This is a genomic window from Micromonospora sp. SD12 (assembly GCF_052068495.1).
In the GTDB taxonomy this organism is placed as follows: domain Bacteria; phylum Actinomycetota; class Actinomycetes; order Mycobacteriales; family Micromonosporaceae; genus Micromonospora; species Micromonospora echinofusca.
In genome coordinates, this window is sequence record NZ_JBQHDF010000016.1 from 1 (window position 1) to 18,498 (window position 18,498).

Sequence of the window (18,498 nt, forward strand, 5' to 3'; positions counted from 1 at the left end):
AACGACCGGGGCCCCCGACCCATGCCCACCGACCCGGTGACCCGCCCCACCCCAAACCCCCGCAGACCGGACGAGCGCGCCTGGACGCGCCACCCGCGAACCGGAGAGAACGGACGCCATCCCCGAACCGGACAGCGCGCCCGAACCGCACGCCATGCCCAGACCGGTACAGCACCCCCGAACGGCACATCCACCTATGCCGGCCTGTCCGCCGCCCGCCGCCGGGCCGCAGCCTCGCGAGCGCGCGATGGCCGCATCGTGATCAGGACCCCGTGGACCCTGAAGCAGCCGGATAACGCCCATGGGGTCCTGATCACCGTGGCTGAGTGCCGTGGACGGCAGCGGAGCGGGTGGAGGCTCGCGGGAACAGCGGGGAAGGGGCACCGGGTGCCCGGCCCGGCGTGCACGCCGAGGCCGGCAGACCCCTGATGAGCGCTGAGAGCGTGAGCTGGTGCCGATCATGCGCTCCCACAGCAGCACTGTCAGGAGGGTGGGGGGAGGCGGCGTTCGATGGTGACGGTGGTGCCCTCGGCGGTCGACATCAGCCGCACGTCGCCGTACGCGTTCATCAGCGTGGCGCCCCGTCCCCGGTCCATGGCGGGGCGGCGGTCGCGCCACGTGCCGAAGTCGCGCACCGTGATCCGTACGGTGCCGTCGGCCACCCGTAGCCGTACCCGCACCTCGGGGCGGGTCGGGCGTTGGGCGTGCTCGACGGCGTTGTTGACCGCCTCGGAGGCGGCCAGCAGCAAGTCGGCCACGGTGTCCGGATCGACGTCCAGCCCCTCCAGCGAGGCGCGTACGTCCCGCCGCATCGCGGCTGCCGACGTGGGCTGCGACGGATACGTCCAGCCCTCGTCCACCGCGGCCGGTTGCTCGGGAGCCTGGCGCCGGGCCCCGTTGTGCGCGTACCCGACGTTTCCGCCGTCGGGCGCGGAGGGCGGGACCTCCGTCGCAACGGCGTCCCCGGTCGGCGAGCCGGCGGGGACGTCCTGCCGTCCCGGGGCGCCGCCGTGCGCGTCCGTGGTGCCGCCGCGCGCGTCGGGGGTCGAGTCGTCGCGACGGTCTCCCCGGCTACGGGCGCCCTGCAGGGTGGCCCGGATCCGGGCGATCAGCTCGGCCGCGGCGAAGGGCTTGACGACGTAGTCGTCGGCGCCCAGGTCGAGCCCCTCCACGCTGGCGTCCCCGCCGGCGCGGGCGGAGAGCACCACCACCGGCAGGGTCCGGGTGTCGGCCTGCCGGCGCAGCCGGCGGACCAGTTCGAAGCCGTCGACCTCGGGCATCATCACGTCGGTGAGCACCAGGTCGGGCCGTTCCCGGCGGATCGCCTCCAGTGCCTGCCGCCCGTCGCCGACCGTCTGCACCCGCCAGCCCTGCTCGCCCAGCAACCGGGCCAGGTACGCGCGCATGTCGGCGTTGTCGTCGGCGACCAGGATCCGCGCGTGCCGCGACGCGTCCTCGTCACCGTACGCCGACACCGGTGGCCCGGCCGGCGCGGACGCCCCCGCCCGCGCCGGGTCGGCCAGCCAGCCGATCGCCTCCTGGGCGGCGGCCCGGGCCGCGCCCCCGACCCCGTCGACCTCGGCGACCGGCCCGGCGGTACGCCCCGCGGCGGACCAGGGCAGCGCCACGGTGAACGTCGTGCCCGTCCCGATGCGGCTCTCCACCCGCACGTCGCCGCCCTCCAGGCGGGCCAATTCCCGGACCAGGGCGAGTCCGATGCCGGTGCCCTCGTGGCTGCGCGACCGGGCGCCCTGCACGCGGTGGAAGCGTTCGAAGAGCCGGGGCAGGTCCTCCTCGGCGATGCCGATGCCCGTGTCGGCGACGGTCAGCCGGATCTCCTCGTCGTCGGCGGCGAGGGCGACCCGGATCCGGCCGACGAAGGTGTACTTCAGGGCGTTGGACAGCAGGTTGGTGACGATGCGTTCCCAGTTGACCGGGTCGACGCAGACCGGGCGCGGCAGCGGCGGACAGTCGACCTCCAGGCGCAGCCCGGCGCGTTCGACGGCCGCCCGGAAGACGCTCGACAGCTCGGCGGTCAGCCCGGCCAGGTCGACTTCGCGGGCCTGGCTGTGTGCCTGCCCGGCCTCCAGGCTGGAGAAGGTGAGCAGACTGTTGACCAGGGTGAGCAGCCGCGTGGCGTTGCGCCAGGCGGTGTCGACCCGCTCCCGCTGCGCCGTCGGCAGGGGGTGCTCGTTGTCGTTGAGGGCGTCGGCCAGCGGGCCGAGCATCAGCGTCAGCGGGGTGCGGAACTCGTGGCTGACGTTGGTGAAGAAGCTGGTCTTGACCCGGTCCAGCTCGGCGAGCGTCTCGGCCCGCTGGCGCTCCTCCTCGTACGCCTGGGAGTTGCGCACGGCGACGGCCACCTGCTGGGCGAGCAGCGCGTGGAACGACCGGTACGCCTCGTCCAGCCCCCGGCTGGGGCTGACCCCGACCAGCAGCACCCCGAGCGGCTGGCCCGCCTCGGCGGAGGGCAGCGGCAGGGCGAGGGCGGTACGGACCGGGTCGCCCCACGGCCCGGCGGGCAGGGTGAGCCACCGCTCGACGCCGGCCACCTCGGTCGTCGTGCCGCCGGCGGCGGCCGCCAGCCCCCACCCGTGCTCCTGACCCGTGGACAGCGTGGCGGGCAGGGCGGCGGCCACCGGCTCCCCGCCGACGCAGGCGGCGCGGCGCAGCAGCGCGCCGTCGCGCAGGTAGATCGCGGCGAACGGGACGTCCAGCGGGTGCCCGCCGATGGCCTCGGCGAGGCGGACGCAGGTGCTCTCGACGTCGACGGTACGCCCGTCGCCGCCGACGGACAGGTCGCGCAGCAGGCGCAGCCGGCGCTCGCCGACGACCTGCTCGGTGACCTCGCTGCACACGGTGAGCACCCCCACCGTGCGTCCCTCGTCGTCGCGGGCGGGGGCGTGCGAGACGCTGAAGTACGCCTCCTCGCGGTAGCCGGCCCGGTCGAGCAGCAGTTGCAGGGCCGGTACCCAGCTGGCGACCCCGGTCGCCATCGCCTCGTCGATCAAAGGGGCAAGCACGTCCCAGCCCTCGGCCAGGGTGACCCGGACGTCTCCGCCGAGCGCGTCGGGGTGCTTGTCGCCGATCAGCGCCGAGTACGCGTCGTTGTAGAGCTGGGTGAAGCGCTCGCCCCACAGCAGCAGCATCGGATAGCGGGAGGAGAGGACCATCCGGACCGCCGCGCGCAGGCTCTGCGGCCAGCCGTCGACCGGGCCGAGCGGAGTGCCCGCCCAGTCCAGGCGCGCCATCAGCCGCCCGGTCTCACCGCCGTCGGCGAACAGGTCCCCCGTGGGTCGCGTCACCCTCGGTCGCACCTCATCGCAGCCCTCACTTCCGGGCCCCGACGACCCTTGCTGGCGTTACCCGCACATCCTGGCACCCGGCCCGAGCTGCATGCCCGCCGGCACCCCAGCGCGTCTCTGTACCCGGGCGCCCGCGTTTCCACACCTGCCGGTAGCGGATTCGGCGAACCGTCGGAGCCGACGCCGGTCAGTCGCGATCGGCCGCCCGACGACGCAACAACTCGACCGCCTCGTCGACCCGGCCGCGTTCGGTGAGCAGCGTCAGCAGCAGCGGAAGGTGCCGCCACCCGCCGCCGTCGACAGCCTGCCGCAGCAGGGCGACCGCCTCCTCGTGCCGGCCCCCGGCGGCCAGGAGGGTCGCCAGTTCGTCGCGGGCGCGGGGATCACCCTGCTCGGCGGCGATCCGCCAGTACCGTTCCGCCTCGTCGGTGCGGCCCTGCTCGGCGCGCAGCGTGGCGAGCCGGGCGGCGGCGTGCCAGTCGCCGTGCTCGGCGCGTACGCGCAGCTCCTCCGTGCGTCCCCGGTCGGCCAGCAGGTCGACAAGGATGCTGCCCGCCCCGTCCGCGCCGGCCCGGTCGAGGTCGCGCAGGTAGCCGGTCGGGTCGGGCACCGCCACCAGGCCGGCGGACTCGGGGCCGAAGAAGCGGCTGCCGCCGAATTCGCGCCGGAGCTGGTCGTCGAGGTCGTCCGCGAGCGCGATCATGGCGCGCAGGGCCAGCAGCAGGTGGGTGGGCGCGAAGTCCTGCCCGAAGACGGGGATGGACGCCCAGACGGTGTCCCCGGTGCAGTACACCCGACCGATCACGAGCCCGTTGGTCAGGTCGGAGAGGCGTCGGTACAGCGACTCGGTCGGGTCCACCCCCGTGAGCAGCGGGGAGAACACGTCGACCAGTGGCGGGTCGTCCTGCGCCCGTACGAAGATCATGGCGGAGCCGGCGCGGATGCCGACGTCGCCGTCGGCGTCGACCCGCAACTGGTCGGTGGTGACGCCCAGGAGGCCGGCGAGCACCGCCCTGACCCGGTGGGTCAACTTCCCGTCGCCGTCGTCACCGGTCCCGGGGCCGGGGAGCGGGTCGACGGTGCGGGCGGCGGGGGTCACGGGACGCGCGGCCAGCGCGGCGGCGAGCCTCGTCCGGGCCGGTACGGGAACCGCCGTGACGGTGGTGGCCGGGCGGGCGGCCAGCGCGGAGACGAAACGGGCCAGCAGGCTCTCACGCGGCGTCATCGTGCTCGCCGCCCGTGTCGCCCGTGCCGCCTCGACCCGTGTCGGCCGGTCGGTCCGCCACCCGGACCTGGTCGAACATCTTGGCGATCACCAGCGGCGCCGCGACCCCGAAGGTGAAGCTGGCGAAGGCGGTGGTGGCCAGCCCACCCGCACCGGCCGCCGCGGCGAGGCCGGTGCCGGCCACGGTCCTGAGCAGCACCGCGAACACGACGATCGGGGCGTCCCGCCGGTCCCGCCACGGCCACTGCCACCGTCCTGCGGACTCGCTGGTCGGGCGCATCATTCCGGAGAGGTTCAGCGCCTCGGCCACCGCGCTGCCGACCAGTCCCCACATCGCGGCCACCCATAGAGACACATCCCTACCGTACTGACCGCCCACCGTGGCGGTCACACCAGCCCTCGGCTCGTCCCGGCGGCCCCGTCGACGCCGTCCCCGACGGTAGGACGCCGGGGCAACGCGCCGCCTGGCGCCGCGCGGTCCCGTCGTCCCGCCGTCGGCGACGGCTCGTATCCTTTCCGCGAACCTTCGGTGGGCTTTCGAGGATGAAAGGACACGGTGTGAGCAACCGGGCCGAGACGTTGGAGTTCCAGGCCGAGGCGCGTCAGCTGCTCCAGCTGATGGTCCACTCGATCTATTCGAACAAGGACGTCTTCCTGCGTGAACTGATCTCGAACGCCTCGGACGCGCTGGACAAGCTGCGCCTGGCGTCGATGGTCGACAAGGATCTGGAGGTCGACACCTCCGACCTGCACATCGAGATCGAGGTCGACAAGGCGGCGCGTACGCTGACCGTCCGGGACAACGGCATCGGCATGTCCCGCGACGAGGTCGTGCAGGTGATCGGCACGATCGCCAAGTCGGGTACGGCCGAGCTGCTGCGCAAGCTGCGCGAGTCCTCCGACGCCGGGGCGCGGCAGGAGCTGATCGGCCAGTTCGGCGTCGGCTTCTACGCGGCGTTCATGGTCGCCGACCGGGTGGAGCTGGTGACCCGCCGGGCGGGGGAGAGCGGCGGCACCCGCTGGGAGTCGGCCGGCGAGGGCACGTACTCCGTCGAGCCGGTCGAGCAGGCGCCGCAGGGCACCTCGGTGACCCTGCACCTCAAGCCGGCCGACGACGAGGACAACCTGCACGACTACACCGCCGAATGGACGATCCGCGAGATCGTCAAGCGCTACTCGGACTTCATCGCCTGGCCGATCCGGATGACCGTCGAGCGTCCCGGCGAGGGCGACGAGACCGGCACCGAGACCCAGACGCTCAACTCGATGAAGGCGCTCTGGGCCCGCTCCCGCGACGAGGTCGACGAGGCCGAGTACAAGGAGTTCTACAAGCACGTCAGCCACGACTGGGCGGACCCGCTGGACATCGTGCACATGAGGGGCGAGGGCACCTTCGAGTACGAGGCCCTGCTGTTCATCCCGTCGCACGCGCCGCTGGACCTGTTCGCCCCGCAGGGCCGCCGTGGCGTGCAGCTCTACGTCAAGCGCGTCTTCATCATGGACGACTGCGAAGCGCTCATGCCCAACTACCTGCGCTTCGTCAAGGGCGTCGTGGACGCGCACGACCTGTCGCTGAACATCTCCCGGGAGATCCTCCAGCAGGACCGGCAGATCCAGGTCGTCCGTCGCCGCCTGGTCAAGAAGATCCTGACCACGGTCAAGGACATGAAGGCCAACCACGCCGAGCGCTACCGCACCTTCTGGACCGAGTTCGGGGCCGCCGTCAAGGAGGGCCTGATCGACGACACGGAGAACCGGGACACCCTCCTGGAGATCCTCTCGGTCGCCTCCACCCACGACCCGGCCGAGCCCACCGACCTCGCCGGCTACGTCGGTCGGATGAAGGACGGGCAGAGCGACATCTACTACGCCACCGGCGACTCGCGCACGATGATCGAGAACTCGCCGCACATGGAGGCGTTCCGCGCCAAGGGCTACGAGGTGCTGCTGCTCACCGACCCCGTGGACGAGGTGTGGATCGAGCGCGTCGGCCAGTACGACGGCAGGACGCTGCGCTCCATCGCCAAGGGGCAGGTGGACCTCGACACCGAGGAGGAGAAGAAGGAGGCCGAGGCCGAGCGCGAGCAGCAGCGCAAGGACTTCGCCGACCTGCTCACCTGGATGGGCACGACCCTCGCCGACTCCGTCAAGGAGGTCCGCCTCTCCTCCCGGCTGACCACCTCGCCCGCCTGCGTCGTCGGCGACGCCCACGACATCACCCCGACGCTGGAGAAGATGTACCGGGCGATGGGGCACGAGGTGCCGGCCGTCAAGCGGATCCTGGAGCTCAACCCCGGGCACCCGCTGGTCACCGGCCTGCGCAAGGCGCACGAGCAGGGGGGCACCGACGAGTCGCTGAAGGAGACCGCCGAGCTGCTGTACGGTCTCGCGCTGCTCGCCGAGGGCGGGGAGCTGACCGACCCGTCCCGGTTCACCCGCATCCTCGCCGACCGTCTCGCCCGTACCCTCTAGGCGGATCTCCGGCGCCGGGTGCCGCGTGGCGGTGACCGCCGGACGCCGCGGTCTCCGGTGTCCGGGTCCTCCGACCAGGAAGGCCCCGGATGCCGGAGACCTCGCGGCCGACGAGGCGGCACCGCACCGACCGGCGGGCGGGCGGGCGTGGAAACCTCGCCGGCCGGGTACTCCCGGCGGTCATGAGCACGAGCAGCACGGCGGGCGACGGACCGGTGACCGCGGCCCCGGGGGGCACGGTCGCGGTCGTCGCCCACCGGAAGAAGACCCTGGGCGGCGGCCTCGACGAGCTGCGCGCGGAGCTGGCCGGCGCGGGGGTCGAGCACCTGATCTGGTACGAGGTGCCGAAGAGCCGCAAGGCGCCGAAGAAGGTCCGCAAGGCACTCAAGAAGGGTGCCGAGCTGGTCTTCGTGTGGGGCGGCGACGGCATGGTGCAGCGCTGCGCCGACGCCCTCGCCGGCTCCGGCGCAGCCATGGCCATCGTGCCCGCCGGCACCGCCAACCTCTTCGCCGCCAACCTGGGCGTCCCGGAGGACCTGCCCGAGGCCGTCCGCATCGGCCTGCACGGCCGCCGCCGCGCCCTCGACCTGGGCAGGATCAACGGCGAGCACTTCGCCGTGATGGCCGGCGCGGGCTTCGACGGCGACCTCATCCGGGAGGCCGACCGCAAGCTCAAGGGCCGGCTCGGTCGCCTCGCCTACATGTGGACGGGGCTGCGGCACGTCCGCGGTGAACTGGTGCGCACCCGGATCACGGTCGACGGCACCCGGTGGTTCGACGGCGACGCGAGCTGCGTGCTGTTCGGCAACGTCGGCACGATCACCGGCGGCATCCCGGCGTTCGACGACGCCCGCCCCGACGACGGCTGCCTGGAGATCGGCGTGTCCACCGCCGACGGCGCGGTGGACTGGGCGCGCACCCTGGGCCGGATGGCCGCCGGCCGCTCGGAGGAGTCGCCGTTCGTACGGATCACCCGGGGCCGCAGGATCAAGGTCCGGCTCGCCGCCCCGCGCACGTACGAGCTGGACGGCGGCGCGCGCGGGGAGACCACCAGGCTCAAGGTGCGGGTGGTGCCCGGGGCGCTGACCGTCTGCTGCCCCCCGACGCACTGACCGACCGCCCGTCGCGGGCGACACACGCCCTAAGCCTGGACGTTCCGCGTCAGGTGAGCCGGGCGCCGGCCGGAGTGGCGGGCACCAGGCGGCGGGTGATCCACAGCGGCGAGGTGACGGCGTTGCCCATCACCACCGCGTGGGCACCGGCTGCGAACGCCGCTCCGATCTGCTCGGCGCTGCGGTAGCGCCCCTCGGCGATCACCGGCACCGTCAGCACATTGGCGAGGCGGGCCAGCAGCGTCAGGTCCGGCCCGTCGGTCGGTGGGCTGGCCGGGGTGTAGCCGGCGAGGGTCGTCGCGACGGCGTCCGCGCCGGCCCGCACGGCGGCCACGCCCTCCTCGACGGTGGAGACGTCGGCGAGCACCAGCGCGTCGGTCCGTTCCCGCAGCGCCCGGACCGTGTCGGCGAAGGTGCGACCGTCCGGGCGGGGACGGTCGGTGGCGTCCACGGCGACGATGTGGGCGCCGGCCGCGGCGACGTCGAGCGCGTGCGCCGCCGTCGGGGTGATGAACACCCCGTCGACGCCCTGCTTGTGCAGCCCGATGACGGGCACGTCGACGGCGGCGCGGATCGCCCGGACGTCGGCGGTGCCGTTGGCCCGCACGGCCACCGCACCGCCGCGTACCACCGCCGCGGCCACCCGGGCCTGCACGTACGCGTCGCGCATCGGGTCGTCGGGGTCGTCGAGCAGCGGCTGGCAGGAGACCACGAGGCCGCCGGCCAGCTCGTCGAACACGTTCACGCTCTCGTCCTCTCATCGGTGGGCACGGCCGGGATGCCGTCCGCCTGCCCGTCGTGGCCGGGCTGGCCGGCCAGCCGGGCGGCGCCCACGACGACCGCGTCGGCGCCGAGCGCCGCGGGGAGCAGGGGCACGTCCGTCCAGGCCGTGGGCAGCTCGGCGGTGAAGGCGGCGCGGGCCGCGGGCAGCAGGGCGTCGGCCGCCCCGCCGGCGAGCACCACGGCCTGCGGGTCGAGCAGGGCGACCAGCCCCGCGAGCGCCCGGCCGAGCGCCGTCGCGGCGCGCTCCACCACCTCGCGGGCGACGGGCTCGCCGGCCGCCGCCCGCTCGGCCACGTCCCGTCCGCTGATCCGCACGCCGGTCTGAAGGGCGTACGCGGCGGCGAGTCCCGTGCCCGAGGCGATGCCCTCCAGGTGCCCGTACCGGCCGCAGCCGCAGCGCAGCCGCTCGGCGCCGGGAGCCGGCAGGTGCCCCACCTCGCCGGCGCCGCCCCGGGCGCCGGTGGAGATCCGACCGTCCCGCAGCAGCGCGCCGCCCAGGCCGGTACCGACCGCGACCAGCAGCAGCTCCCGCCGGCCCCGGGCGGCGCCCACCCAGCTCTCGCCGAGCCCGGCGGCGTTCACGTCGTTGGTGACCCGGACCGGTCGGGCCAGCCGCGCGGCCAGCTCGTCGGCGACCGGCGTACCGGACCACCCGGGCAGGCTGTCGGTGGCGTACCGGATGGTGCCGGTGCCCGGCTCGACCGTGCCGGCGGTGCCCACGCCGACCGGGCCGGCGTCGCCCGGATCGAGTAGTTCCCGGGCGAGCCGCGCGGCGGTGTCCAGCACGGCCGCCGGCCCCGACCCGGCCGGGGTGGGTGCCAGGCGACGCCCCAGCACCTCGCCGTCGGCACCGACCAGCGCCGCCGCCGTCTTGGTGCCGCCGATGTCGACGCCCACCCGGGCGGTCGGCACCGTCATCCCTTGAGCCCGGTGTGCGCCAGGCCCTCGACGAACTGCTTCTGCGCGATGACGAAGACCACCAGGACCGGCAGGGCGGTCATCGACGCCGCGGCGAGCTGGACGTTCCACATCGGGCCACCGTAGGCGTCGACGAACTGGGTGAGCGCCTGCGGCAGGGTGAACTTCTCCGGCGAGGAGAGGAACACGATCGGTTCCAGGTAGAGGTTCCAGCTGTGCAGGAAGGTGAAGATGGCGACCGCGCCCAGCGCGGGCCGCGACAGCGGCAGGGCGATCTTCCAGAAGGTGGCGAACCGGCCCAGCCCGTCCACCCGGGCCGCCTCCTCCAGCTCGCCGGGGAGGCTGATGAAGAACTGCCGCATGATGAAGGTCGCCAGCACGCTCGGCGCCCCGAGGATCGGCACCAGGATCAGCGGCCAGTGGGTGTCGACCAGGCCCAGCTTGAAGAACATCTGGAACAGCGGCACGATCGTCACCTCGCTCGGGATGAGCAGGCCGGCGAGGATCACCAGGAAGAGCACGTTCTGGCCGCGGAAGCGGATCCGCGCGAAGGCGTACCCGGCCAACGCCGCCACCGCCAGGGTACCGACGGTGACCACCAGCGCGATGTAGAGGCTGTTCAGGTACTGCTGGCCGAACGGCTGCAACTCGAACACCCGCCGGTACGCGTCCAGCTCCGCGTCGACCGGCAGCAGCTTCGGCGGGAAGGCGAAGATGTCCGACACCGGCTTCAGCGACGAGGTGACCATCCACCAGGTCGGGAAGACGAACGGGACCGCCAGGACCATCAACACCCCGTAGAGCAGCAGCTTGGTCCGGCGCGACAGCTCACGACTCATGGTGGACCCACCTCTTCCGCATCTGCCACTGGAGCACGGTGAGCGCGAGCACGATGACGAACAGGACGATCGACAGGGTGGCGCCGTAACCGAAGTGATGGAACTGGAACGCCTGCTGGTAGAGGTAGTAGACGAGCACCGTGGTCGAGGTGCCCGGGCCGCCCTGGGTGAGTACGGCGATCTGCGCGAAGACCTGCAACGAGCCGACCACCGTGATGATCGACGTGAGCAGGATCGTCGGGCTGATCATCGGTACGGTGATCCGCCAGAACTGGCGCAGCCGGCTCGCCCCGTCGACCTCGGCGGCCTCGTACAGCTCGGCCGGCACGCCCTGGAGCGCGGCCAGGAAGAGCACCATGTTGAGGCCGACGTTCTTGAACACCTGCACCACCACGACCGAGAACATGGCGGTGCCCTCACCACGCAGCCAGTTCGGCCCGTCCACGCCGATCGTGTCGAGCAGGCCGTTCACGCCGCCGTTGTCCTGCAACAGGAACCCCCACACGATGGTCCAGGCGACCAGCGAGACGACCACGGGGGAGAAGAACAGGGTGCGGAACAGGATCGTCCCGCGCAGCTTCTGGTTGAGCAGGACGGCCAGCAGCAGGGCCAGGCCGAGGTTGAACACCACGAGCCCGACCGAGAACAGGCCGGTGGCCCGCAGCACCGAGCCCAGGTTGGTGTCCTCGGCGAGGGCCGCGTAGTTCTCGGTGCCGACGAAGTCGAACGTGCCGGCCAGCACGTTCCACTCGTGCAGGCTGTACCAGACCACCAGGATCAGCGGCAGGATCACGAAGACGGCGCTGCCGAGCAGTTGGGGAGCGATGAACAGGTAACCGGTGAGCTGGTCGCGGCGGCGGCTGGTCCAGTACGGCCGCGACCGGTCCCGGGTGGGCGGGGCCTCGACCCCGCCCACCGTCGTGTCCGTCTGGGACATGGTCAGGTGCCCTACTTCGCCAGCAGCGGCTGGATCTTGGTGCAGACGCCGTCGAGGACGGCCTTGACGTCCGCGTCCGCCTTCCAGAGCGGGTCGAGCCCGGCGCGCACCTGCTGGCTCAGCTCGGCCTGCCCGGCGTGGCTGGGCTTGACCACGCCGTTGGTGATGCCGTCGATGACGACCTTCTGCAACTGCTCGGGCTTCAGCGTCGGGTTCGACTTGGCCAGCGTCTCCGCGGTGAGCTGCGACTGGCGCGGCGGCGGGAAGAACTGGGCCAGCTTGGCCGAGTTGGTGGGGTTCGTCAGGAAGGCGAGGAAGTCCGCCGCCGCATCGGCGTTCTTGCTCTTCTTCATCACGCCGACGCCGGCCTGGCCGACGACCGAGTAGCTGCCCTTCGGCCCGGCCGGCAGCGGCACCAGGTCCCAGCCGAAGCCGTCCGGCTTCAGCAGCGAGGCGCGGGAGATCTGGGTGACCGTCATGGCGGCGTCACCGGCGAAGAAGTCGGCGGTCGTACCCGGGCCGGGCAGCGCCTTGCCGGTGAAGATCGCCTTGTGCAGGGTGGTCATCGCCTCGACCATCTCCGGGGCGGCGAAGCCGCAGGACTTGCCGTCCTCGCTCCACGCCTGGGCGCCCCAACCCGTCCAGACGGTCGACAGGTTGTCCCAGCCCTTGTAGTCGAAGTCGCGGATCACCAGGCCGGCCTTGCCGGTCGCGCCCGCGGTGGCGCCGGCGACGGTCAGCGCCGTGTCCCAGTTCCACTGCCCGGCCGCGATCAGCTCGGCCGGGGTCTTCTGCCCGGCCTTCTTGAGCAGGTCGGTGTTGACGAAGACCCCGAACGGCGAGGTGGAGAACGGGTACGCGTACAGCTTGCCCCCGTTCTGCCAGAGCTTGAGCGTGGCGGGGGAGATGTCGTCGTACTGGTAGCCCTCGGTCTTCTTGAGCTTGTCGTCCAGCGGCAGCAGCGCGCCGGAGGCGACGAAGTCGGGCGCCGAGTTCTCGAAGACCCAGGCCAGGTCGGGCGCGTTGCCGCCGGCGATCTGGGTGGTCAGCGTCGTGGTGTAGTTCTCGAACGGCAGCGGGTCGAACGTGATCGCCGCGACGTCCGGGTGGCTCTTGCGGTACTCGTCGGCGATCTCGTTGAACAGCTTGAGGTGCGCCTCGTTGGCCGACCAGACGGTCATCCGCAGACTGGCCGGACCCTTGTCCCCGGCCTCGTCACCGCCGCCGCAGGCGGTCAGGGCGAGGACGCCGGCCAGTGTCGCCGCGACACCGCGCACAGCCTTTCCCAATCTCATGATCTTCTCCTCAACGGGGGTGTTCAGTAGCCCGCGACCTGGGGCCAGCGCAGTTCCACGCCGGCCGCCGTGAGGCGGTCCTGGAAGTCGGCCAGCAGGCGGGGGGTGCCGCGGACCGCGCGCGGGGACTCGCCCCGCGCCAGACAGAAGTCGGCGAGCAGGCCGGCGACCTCGCCGACGTTCCACTCGACCGGGTGCAGCCGGTAGCTGCCGTTGGTGATGTGGGTGGTGCCGATGTTCTTGCCGGCCGGGAGCAGGTTCTCGACCCGCTGCGGGATCAGCGCGCCCAGCGGGATCTCGAACGGGCACGACCCGACGTCGATGTAGTTGTCGCCGCCGGTGGAGGGGTGCAGGTCGATGCGGTACATCCCGACGCCGATCGCGTCCGGGTAGGCGACCGCGCCGTGCTCGCCGCGTACGGCCAGCGACAGGTCCTGCTCCACCACCGTGTACTCGGCGCGGATGCGGCGCGACTCCCGGATGTAGGGCGCCTGCGCCAGCCCGTCGCGGCTGCCGGTCACGTCGCCGCGCAGACGCAGGCCGGGGAAGCCGGTCCCGCCGTCCGGCCGGGGCGCCTCGGTCTGCATCCAGTAGAGCACCGAGTACGACAGCTCGCGGGCCTTGCTCAGGTGCCACGACGCGTTCGGCACGTCGATGACGGGGCCCTCGAAGTAGTCGATCATCGGCCAGTTCACCAGCGTGATGTCGCTGTCGTACGCGCCGTCGGTGAAGTTGCGCCGGGCGGCGATGCGCCGGAACGTCCAGAGGTTGCCGTCGCCGGGGTTGAGCCGCTGGTCGGCGTTGACGGCCAGCGGGTCGTCGTCCGGGTTGGGGGTGAAGCTGCGCTCGACGATCTCCAGGGTGCGCGGGTGCGGCGAGCGCCAGGACAGCAGCCGGTCGCCCCAGAAGTCGGGCTTGTAGTCGCGCCAGAAGTCGTAGTTCGCCGGCCGCTCGATGGTGTGGTCGCCGTCGACGTGGTCGAGGGCGAAGCAGACGGAGACGGCCTGCATGTTCATCGGCTGCGCCTCGGCCGGGGCGCTGGGCTCGCCGGTGTCGGCCTGCGACTCGAAGCCGGTGACGTACTCGGTGCCGGTCAGCGGCAGCAGCTCGCCGGTCTCCGTCGCGTCCAGCACGTACGGGGCGACGAGGTCGATCCGCTCGTCCCGGTCGCGGTGCGCCACGGTCACCCCGACCACCCGGTCCCCGTCGGTCTGCGCGGCCACCGGCCGGTACGGCTGGAGCACCCTCAGCCGCCCGGAGCCGAGGAACGGCGCCAGCATCTGCTCGATGACGGCGACGGCCACCCGGGGCTCGTGGCAGACCCGGCTCACCCAGCCGGCTCCCGGGTTCAGGTCGCTCCAGGCCCGGGACCGTTCGGTGAGCGGGTAGTGCCGGCGGTAGTAGTCGCGGATCCCGGTGCGCAGGGCCCGGTAGCTCGCGGTGGCGCCGAACTGTTCGATCCAGGAGTGCTCGTCCGGCGGGACGGCCTGGCTGGTGAGCTGCCCGCCGAGCCAGTCGAACTCCTCGGTCAGGATGACCGACCGGCCGGCCCGGGCCGCGGCGAGCGCCGCCGCCACCCCGCCCAGCCCGCCCCCGACGACGAGGACGTCCGCACGCATCTGTACCACTTGCTTCCTTCCGGTTGCACGGTCACCGCCGAGCTGCGGTGGACCGCCGATCAGGGGGTGCCGAGGGTGTCGCCCTCGACGAGTTCGCAGGGCAGGAGCCGCTGCTGGACGCCGACGGCGCTGCCGTCGATGACGCCGGCCAGCACCTCGACGGACTGCCGGCCCATCTCCTCGCGGGGGATGCGGAACCCGGTGAAGGCCAGGTCGGTGGGAACCGGGACCGTCGGGTCGCCGAGGGTCAGGATCGACAGGTCGGCCGGGACGCTCAGGCCCCGCCGCCGGGCGGCCTGCTCCAGCGCCACCGCGGTGGCGAAGTCCTCGATGAACGCGACGGTGGTCCGGTCGGCCAGCAGGTCGTCGAGGATCGCCTCCGCGTCGCCGGCGACGGCCGTCAGGTGGCGGGCGCTCTCGGCGGCCGTCGCGGCCGCGACGAACCCGCGCCGCCGGTCCGCCGAGGACTCCGCGGTCAGGTCCGTGTTCAGGTAGGCCAGGCGCCGGTGGCCGCGGGCGAGGGCCAGGGCGACCAGCTCGCCCACCGCCGTGGCGTAGTCGGCGCCGACGTACGGCACCGGTCCGCCGGCGTCGTCGCGGCGCCCGACGGCGACGTACGGGAAGCCGTCGCGGTTGAGCCGGTGCAGCTCGGCGGCGTCGATCTCCCGGCCGAGCAGGATGCACCCGTCGGCCAGGCGGAGCCGGTTGTCCTGGTGGAAGATGCGTCGCCGGCCGTCGACCACCGGGGCGCTGGTGAACAGCAGCAGGTCGCAGCCGGCCCGTTCCGCGTACTCCTCGATGCCCAGCAGGAAGGGGTGGAAGAAGTCACGGCTGCCGCTGGGGAAGGCGGGCTCGTAGGTGAACACGCCGATGATCCGGTTGAACCGGGCGGCGAGCCGGCGGGCCACGGGGTCGGCGGCGTAGCCGGTCTCGGCGATGGTCCGCAGCACGCGGTCGCGGGTCTCGGGCGCGATGCGCACGTCGGCGTCGGCCCGGTTGTTGAGCACCAGCGACACGGTCGCCTGACTGACGCCGGCCAATCGCGCGATGTCACGCTGTGTGACGCGTCGGGGGGTAGAGGGCACGACTGGTCCTTCCGGTGCGGCTAATGCGTATTAGCGCTCGGCGTTGGGGAGGAGCCTGGCGGGCCGACCCCGCTTGTGTCAAGGGGTGGGCGAAGAGATTTCGTGGAGATGAAGTCGCAGGAGTAATGCGGATTAGCTCCGGGCCGGCCACCCGGTGGCCCGGCGGCGGCCGAGCCTCCAGCGGGGCGGTGGGGGCATCGCGCCGGGCGGCGGCCGAGCTCTTGACAAGACCCTTTCGGGTCGAGCAACATGCGAGATGTATAGATGGTAATACGTATTAGCAATCGACCGGGTGGCCCACTTCGCCGCTGCGGTCAGCTTGTTGTCTCACCCAGCGTGACATCGTGCCGCCCTGCGGCCTGTCGCGCGACGTCCACAGTCGTCACCGGTGCGGGAAACCGTCCGCACCCCTGACCCGTCCGTCGACGGCCCCGCGCGCCGGCAGTTCGCCAGGGCGGCCGGGGCAGCCCCCACCTTCCCCCGACAGAGCAGGAACAGCGATGACGAAAGCACCCGTCCGAGTGCCCGCTCGCGCCGCCGTGGCGGCAGCCAGCGCGGGCATGCTGGTCGCCACCGTGGCCGGTGTCGCTCCGGCCGCCGCCGACCCGGCCCTGGACTTCCCGCGCTTCACCTACGCGGGCACCGCGTTCGACAAGAGCGACCTGACCTACAACCCGACCAACGAGTTCATCTTCCCGAGCGTCATCCGGGCCGCCGACTACTTCCCCAACCCGCTGGGCACCTACTACCTGTACTACGCCCCCCACGAGCGGCCCGGCGGGATCGCCCTGGCGTACGCGGACTCGATCGACGGCCCGTGGACCGAGTACCGGGCCAACCCGCTGATCGCCAACACCTGGCTGCCGCACTACTCGACGGTCAGCCACGTCTCCTCCCCGCACGCGATCTGGGTCGAGGGGGAGCGCAAGCTGTTCCTCTACTTCCACGGCGAGAACTCGATCACCCGGTACGCCACCTCCGAGGACGGCATCCACTTCAGCTACGGCGGGACGGCGATCAGCCGCGACGACAGCACCGGCGGGGAGACCTCCTACGCCCGGGTGTTCGAGCACGCCGTGCCGCGCCTGGGCAGCCGGTACCTGATGCTCTTCATGGACAACCCGACCGCCGCGCCGCCCGGGCCGACGGGGCCGGTGTCCCGGCGGATCCGCTGGGCGGTCTCCCCGGACGCGCGGACCTGGGCGATCCAGCCCGACCCGATCGTGACCCCGCGCGGCATCCAGGGCCCGAACGCCTCCGGCCCGTTCTTCCTGCGCTGGAACGGCCGCAACCTGGTGATCTTCCACGCGGCCGACGGCAACATGCACGCCGTGGACGTCGGCGACGACTTCGACCGGGAGGTCCACCTCGGCGTCGTGCACGACTCGATGGTCGCCGCGCCCGACCTGGGGCGCTCGGCCGCGCCGACGTTCTACTTCGACGGCCGCACCGTGCACATGTACTACGAGGCCGGCGGGCGACTCACCGCGACGATCGGCCACGCCGTCGCCACCCTGGACCAACCGGTGCCCACCCGCGAGGTGGACTGCGTGGTGGACCGGCCGGTGCTGTGGCCGCCGAACCACCAGATGGTCGACGTGACCGTGACGGCGGACCTGCGTGACGGGGTCCTCGGCCCGCACGCGCTCAACCTGACGGCGGTGACCGGCGGCGACGCCGCGGACGTCGGCGACTTCACCGTCGGCACGCCCGACACCAGCGGGCGGCTACGGGCGGAACGCGACGGCGCCGGGGGGGGACAGGGTCTACACCCTGACGTACGCGGGCCACGACGAGATCGGCCGCCCCATCGGCTGCACCGTGACCGTCACCGTGCCGCACGACCAGGGCCGTGCCTGACCGCGCCGTGAAGGGCGCCCGGCCGTACCGCACGGTGCGGCCGGCCGCCCGTGCGTGGACCCGCCCGGCGCGGCCGGATACCGTACCCGCGGCGCGGATCACCCCGCGTCCCGGCCGTCGAGCGGTGGGAGGCATCCGATGCGCCTGCACGTGGGGTGCGCCATGTGGACGCACAAGTCCTGGCAGGGGCGCTTCCTGGCGCACCCGCTGCCGGCGAACGAGCGGCTGCGCGCGTACGCCGGCTGGTGCACCGCCGTCGAGGGCAACACCACCTTCTACGCGACCCCCACCCGCGAGACGGTCGCCTCCTGGGCGCAGCAGACCGGCCCCGACTTCCGCTTCGTGCCCAAGCTGCCGAAGATCGTCACGCACGAGCGCCGGCTCACCGGCGCCGACGAGGAACTCCGGGCCTTCCTCGACGCCGTCGAACCCCTCGGCCCACGGGCCCACGCCCTCTGGATCCAGCTGCCGGGCTCGTTCGGGCCCGGCGACGTACCCGCGCTGGCCCGTTTCCTGCGCGGGCTGCCCGCCACCCACCGGTACGCCGTGGAGGTCCGCCACCCCGCGTTCTTCGACGATCCCCGGGCGGCGCGGACGCTGGAGGAGGCGCTCGCCGCGGCCGGCGCGGAGTGGGTGCCCTTCGACACGACCGCGTTCTTCCGCACCCCGCCGACCAGCGACGCGGAACGGGAGGCGTGGACCAGGAAGCCGCGCACCCCGCTGCGCACCCGCGCGCTGACCGACCGGCCGATCGTGCGCTACCTCGGCCGCGACGACCCCGCACGCACCGTCGAGGGCTGGCAGCCGTGGCTCGACGTGGTGACCGGCTGGCTGCGCGAGGGACGCTCGCCGACGATGTTCGTGCACACCCCGGACAACGCCGACGCGCCCGGGCTGGCCCGCCGGTTCCACGACGAGGTCCGGGCGCGCCTGCCCGGGATCGAGCCACTGCCGGAACCGGAGCCGGCCGGACCGTCGACGCTGTTCTGACCGGACCGACGTACGCCGATCCCACCGGACGGCTACCCGGAGAATCAGGCGGGGGAGG

The 18,498-nt window shown here is 72.9% G+C and carries 13 protein-coding genes and 1 pseudogene; 4 read left to right on the forward strand and 10 right to left on the reverse strand.

Annotated features, from left to right (window positions below; translation table 11 throughout):
• Positions 1 to 482 precede the first annotated feature (482 nt).
• From ACTMS2_RS23555 to ACTMS2_RS23565, 3 genes and pseudogenes are all read right to left on the reverse strand, one after another.
• Positions 483 to 3,305 carry an ATP-binding protein gene (locus ACTMS2_RS23555; RefSeq protein ID WP_441177329.1) on the reverse strand — a complete coding sequence of 941 codons (2,823 nt, stop codon included), beginning with the start codon at positions 3,303 to 3,305 and terminating at the stop codon, positions 483 to 485.
• 634 nt (positions 3,306 to 3,939) lie between these two features.
• Positions 3,940 to 4,335: pseudogene (locus tag ACTMS2_RS23560) on the reverse strand (T3SS (YopN, CesT) and YbjN peptide-binding chaperone 1); the annotation flags it as partial.
• A gap of 181 nt (positions 4,336 to 4,516) precedes the next feature.
• The gene (locus ACTMS2_RS23565; RefSeq protein WP_363904142.1) at positions 4,517 to 4,885 is read right to left on the reverse strand and encodes a hypothetical protein; all 369 of its coding nucleotides are present in this window, start codon (positions 4,883 to 4,885) and stop codon (positions 4,517 to 4,519) included.
• Between the two features lie 188 nt (positions 4,886 to 5,073).
• Here ACTMS2_RS23565 and htpG point away from each other — a divergent pair, with 188 nt between their 5' ends.
• Positions 5,074 to 7,002 (forward strand): molecular chaperone HtpG, encoded by a 1,929-nt coding sequence (htpG, locus tag ACTMS2_RS23570; RefSeq protein WP_441177330.1) that lies wholly within the window; start codon positions 5,074 to 5,076, stop codon positions 7,000 to 7,002.
• Between the two features lie 182 nt (positions 7,003 to 7,184).
• The gene (locus ACTMS2_RS23575) at positions 7,185 to 8,114 is read left to right on the forward strand and encodes a diacylglycerol/lipid kinase family protein (RefSeq protein ID WP_441177331.1); all 930 of its coding nucleotides are present in this window, start codon (positions 7,185 to 7,187) and stop codon (positions 8,112 to 8,114) included.
• 49 nt (positions 8,115 to 8,163) lie between these two features.
• Here ACTMS2_RS23575 and ACTMS2_RS23580 read toward each other — a convergent pair whose 3' ends face one another.
• Genes ACTMS2_RS23580 through ACTMS2_RS23610 form a run of 7 tightly spaced genes read right to left on the reverse strand, consistent with a single transcriptional unit; the run spans position 8,164 to position 15,590 of the window.
• Entirely contained in the window at positions 8,164 to 8,859 is a 696-nt protein-coding gene (locus tag ACTMS2_RS23580; RefSeq protein ID WP_441177332.1) for an N-acetylmannosamine-6-phosphate 2-epimerase, read from the reverse strand.
• Complete coding sequence (locus ACTMS2_RS23585) at positions 8,856 to 9,815, reverse strand: ROK family protein (RefSeq protein ID WP_441177333.1); 960 nt, start codon at positions 9,813 to 9,815, stop codon at positions 8,856 to 8,858. Before ACTMS2_RS23585 ends, ACTMS2_RS23580 begins: the two co-directional genes overlap by 4 nt.
• Positions 9,812 to 10,654 carry a carbohydrate ABC transporter permease gene (locus tag ACTMS2_RS23590; RefSeq protein ID WP_363904154.1) on the reverse strand — a complete coding sequence of 281 codons (843 nt, stop codon included), beginning with the start codon at positions 10,652 to 10,654 and terminating at the stop codon, positions 9,812 to 9,814. Before ACTMS2_RS23590 ends, ACTMS2_RS23585 begins: the two co-directional genes overlap by 4 nt.
• Positions 10,644 to 11,591, reverse strand: a complete 948-nt coding sequence (locus tag ACTMS2_RS23595; protein WP_089000101.1) for a carbohydrate ABC transporter permease — start codon at positions 11,589 to 11,591, stop codon at positions 10,644 to 10,646. Before ACTMS2_RS23595 ends, ACTMS2_RS23590 begins: the two co-directional genes overlap by 11 nt.
• A gap of 11 nt (positions 11,592 to 11,602) precedes the next feature.
• Positions 11,603 to 12,886 (reverse strand): ABC transporter substrate-binding protein, encoded by a 1,284-nt coding sequence (locus ACTMS2_RS23600; RefSeq protein WP_441177334.1) that lies wholly within the window; start codon positions 12,884 to 12,886, stop codon positions 11,603 to 11,605.
• Between the two features lie 23 nt (positions 12,887 to 12,909).
• Entirely contained in the window at positions 12,910 to 14,505 is a 1,596-nt protein-coding gene (locus tag ACTMS2_RS23605) for an FAD-dependent oxidoreductase (protein WP_441177335.1), read from the reverse strand.
• A 59-nt stretch (positions 14,506 to 14,564) separates the two neighbouring features.
• Positions 14,565 to 15,590 (reverse strand): LacI family DNA-binding transcriptional regulator, encoded by a 1,026-nt coding sequence (locus tag ACTMS2_RS23610; RefSeq protein ID WP_441177336.1) that lies wholly within the window; start codon positions 15,588 to 15,590, stop codon positions 14,565 to 14,567.
• A 500-nt stretch (positions 15,591 to 16,090) separates the two neighbouring features.
• On the opposite strand from ACTMS2_RS23610, the gene ACTMS2_RS23615 reads away from it, so the two are divergent.
• On the forward strand, positions 16,091 to 17,461 hold the full coding sequence (locus ACTMS2_RS23615) for a hypothetical protein (RefSeq protein WP_441177337.1): 1,371 nt from the start codon (positions 16,091 to 16,093) through the stop codon (positions 17,459 to 17,461).
• A gap of 151 nt (positions 17,462 to 17,612) precedes the next feature.
• Positions 17,613 to 18,440 carry a DUF72 domain-containing protein gene (locus ACTMS2_RS23620; RefSeq protein ID WP_441177407.1) on the forward strand — a complete coding sequence of 276 codons (828 nt, stop codon included), beginning with the start codon at positions 17,613 to 17,615 and terminating at the stop codon, positions 18,438 to 18,440.
• The last annotated feature ends 58 nt before the right edge of the window (positions 18,441 to 18,498 follow it).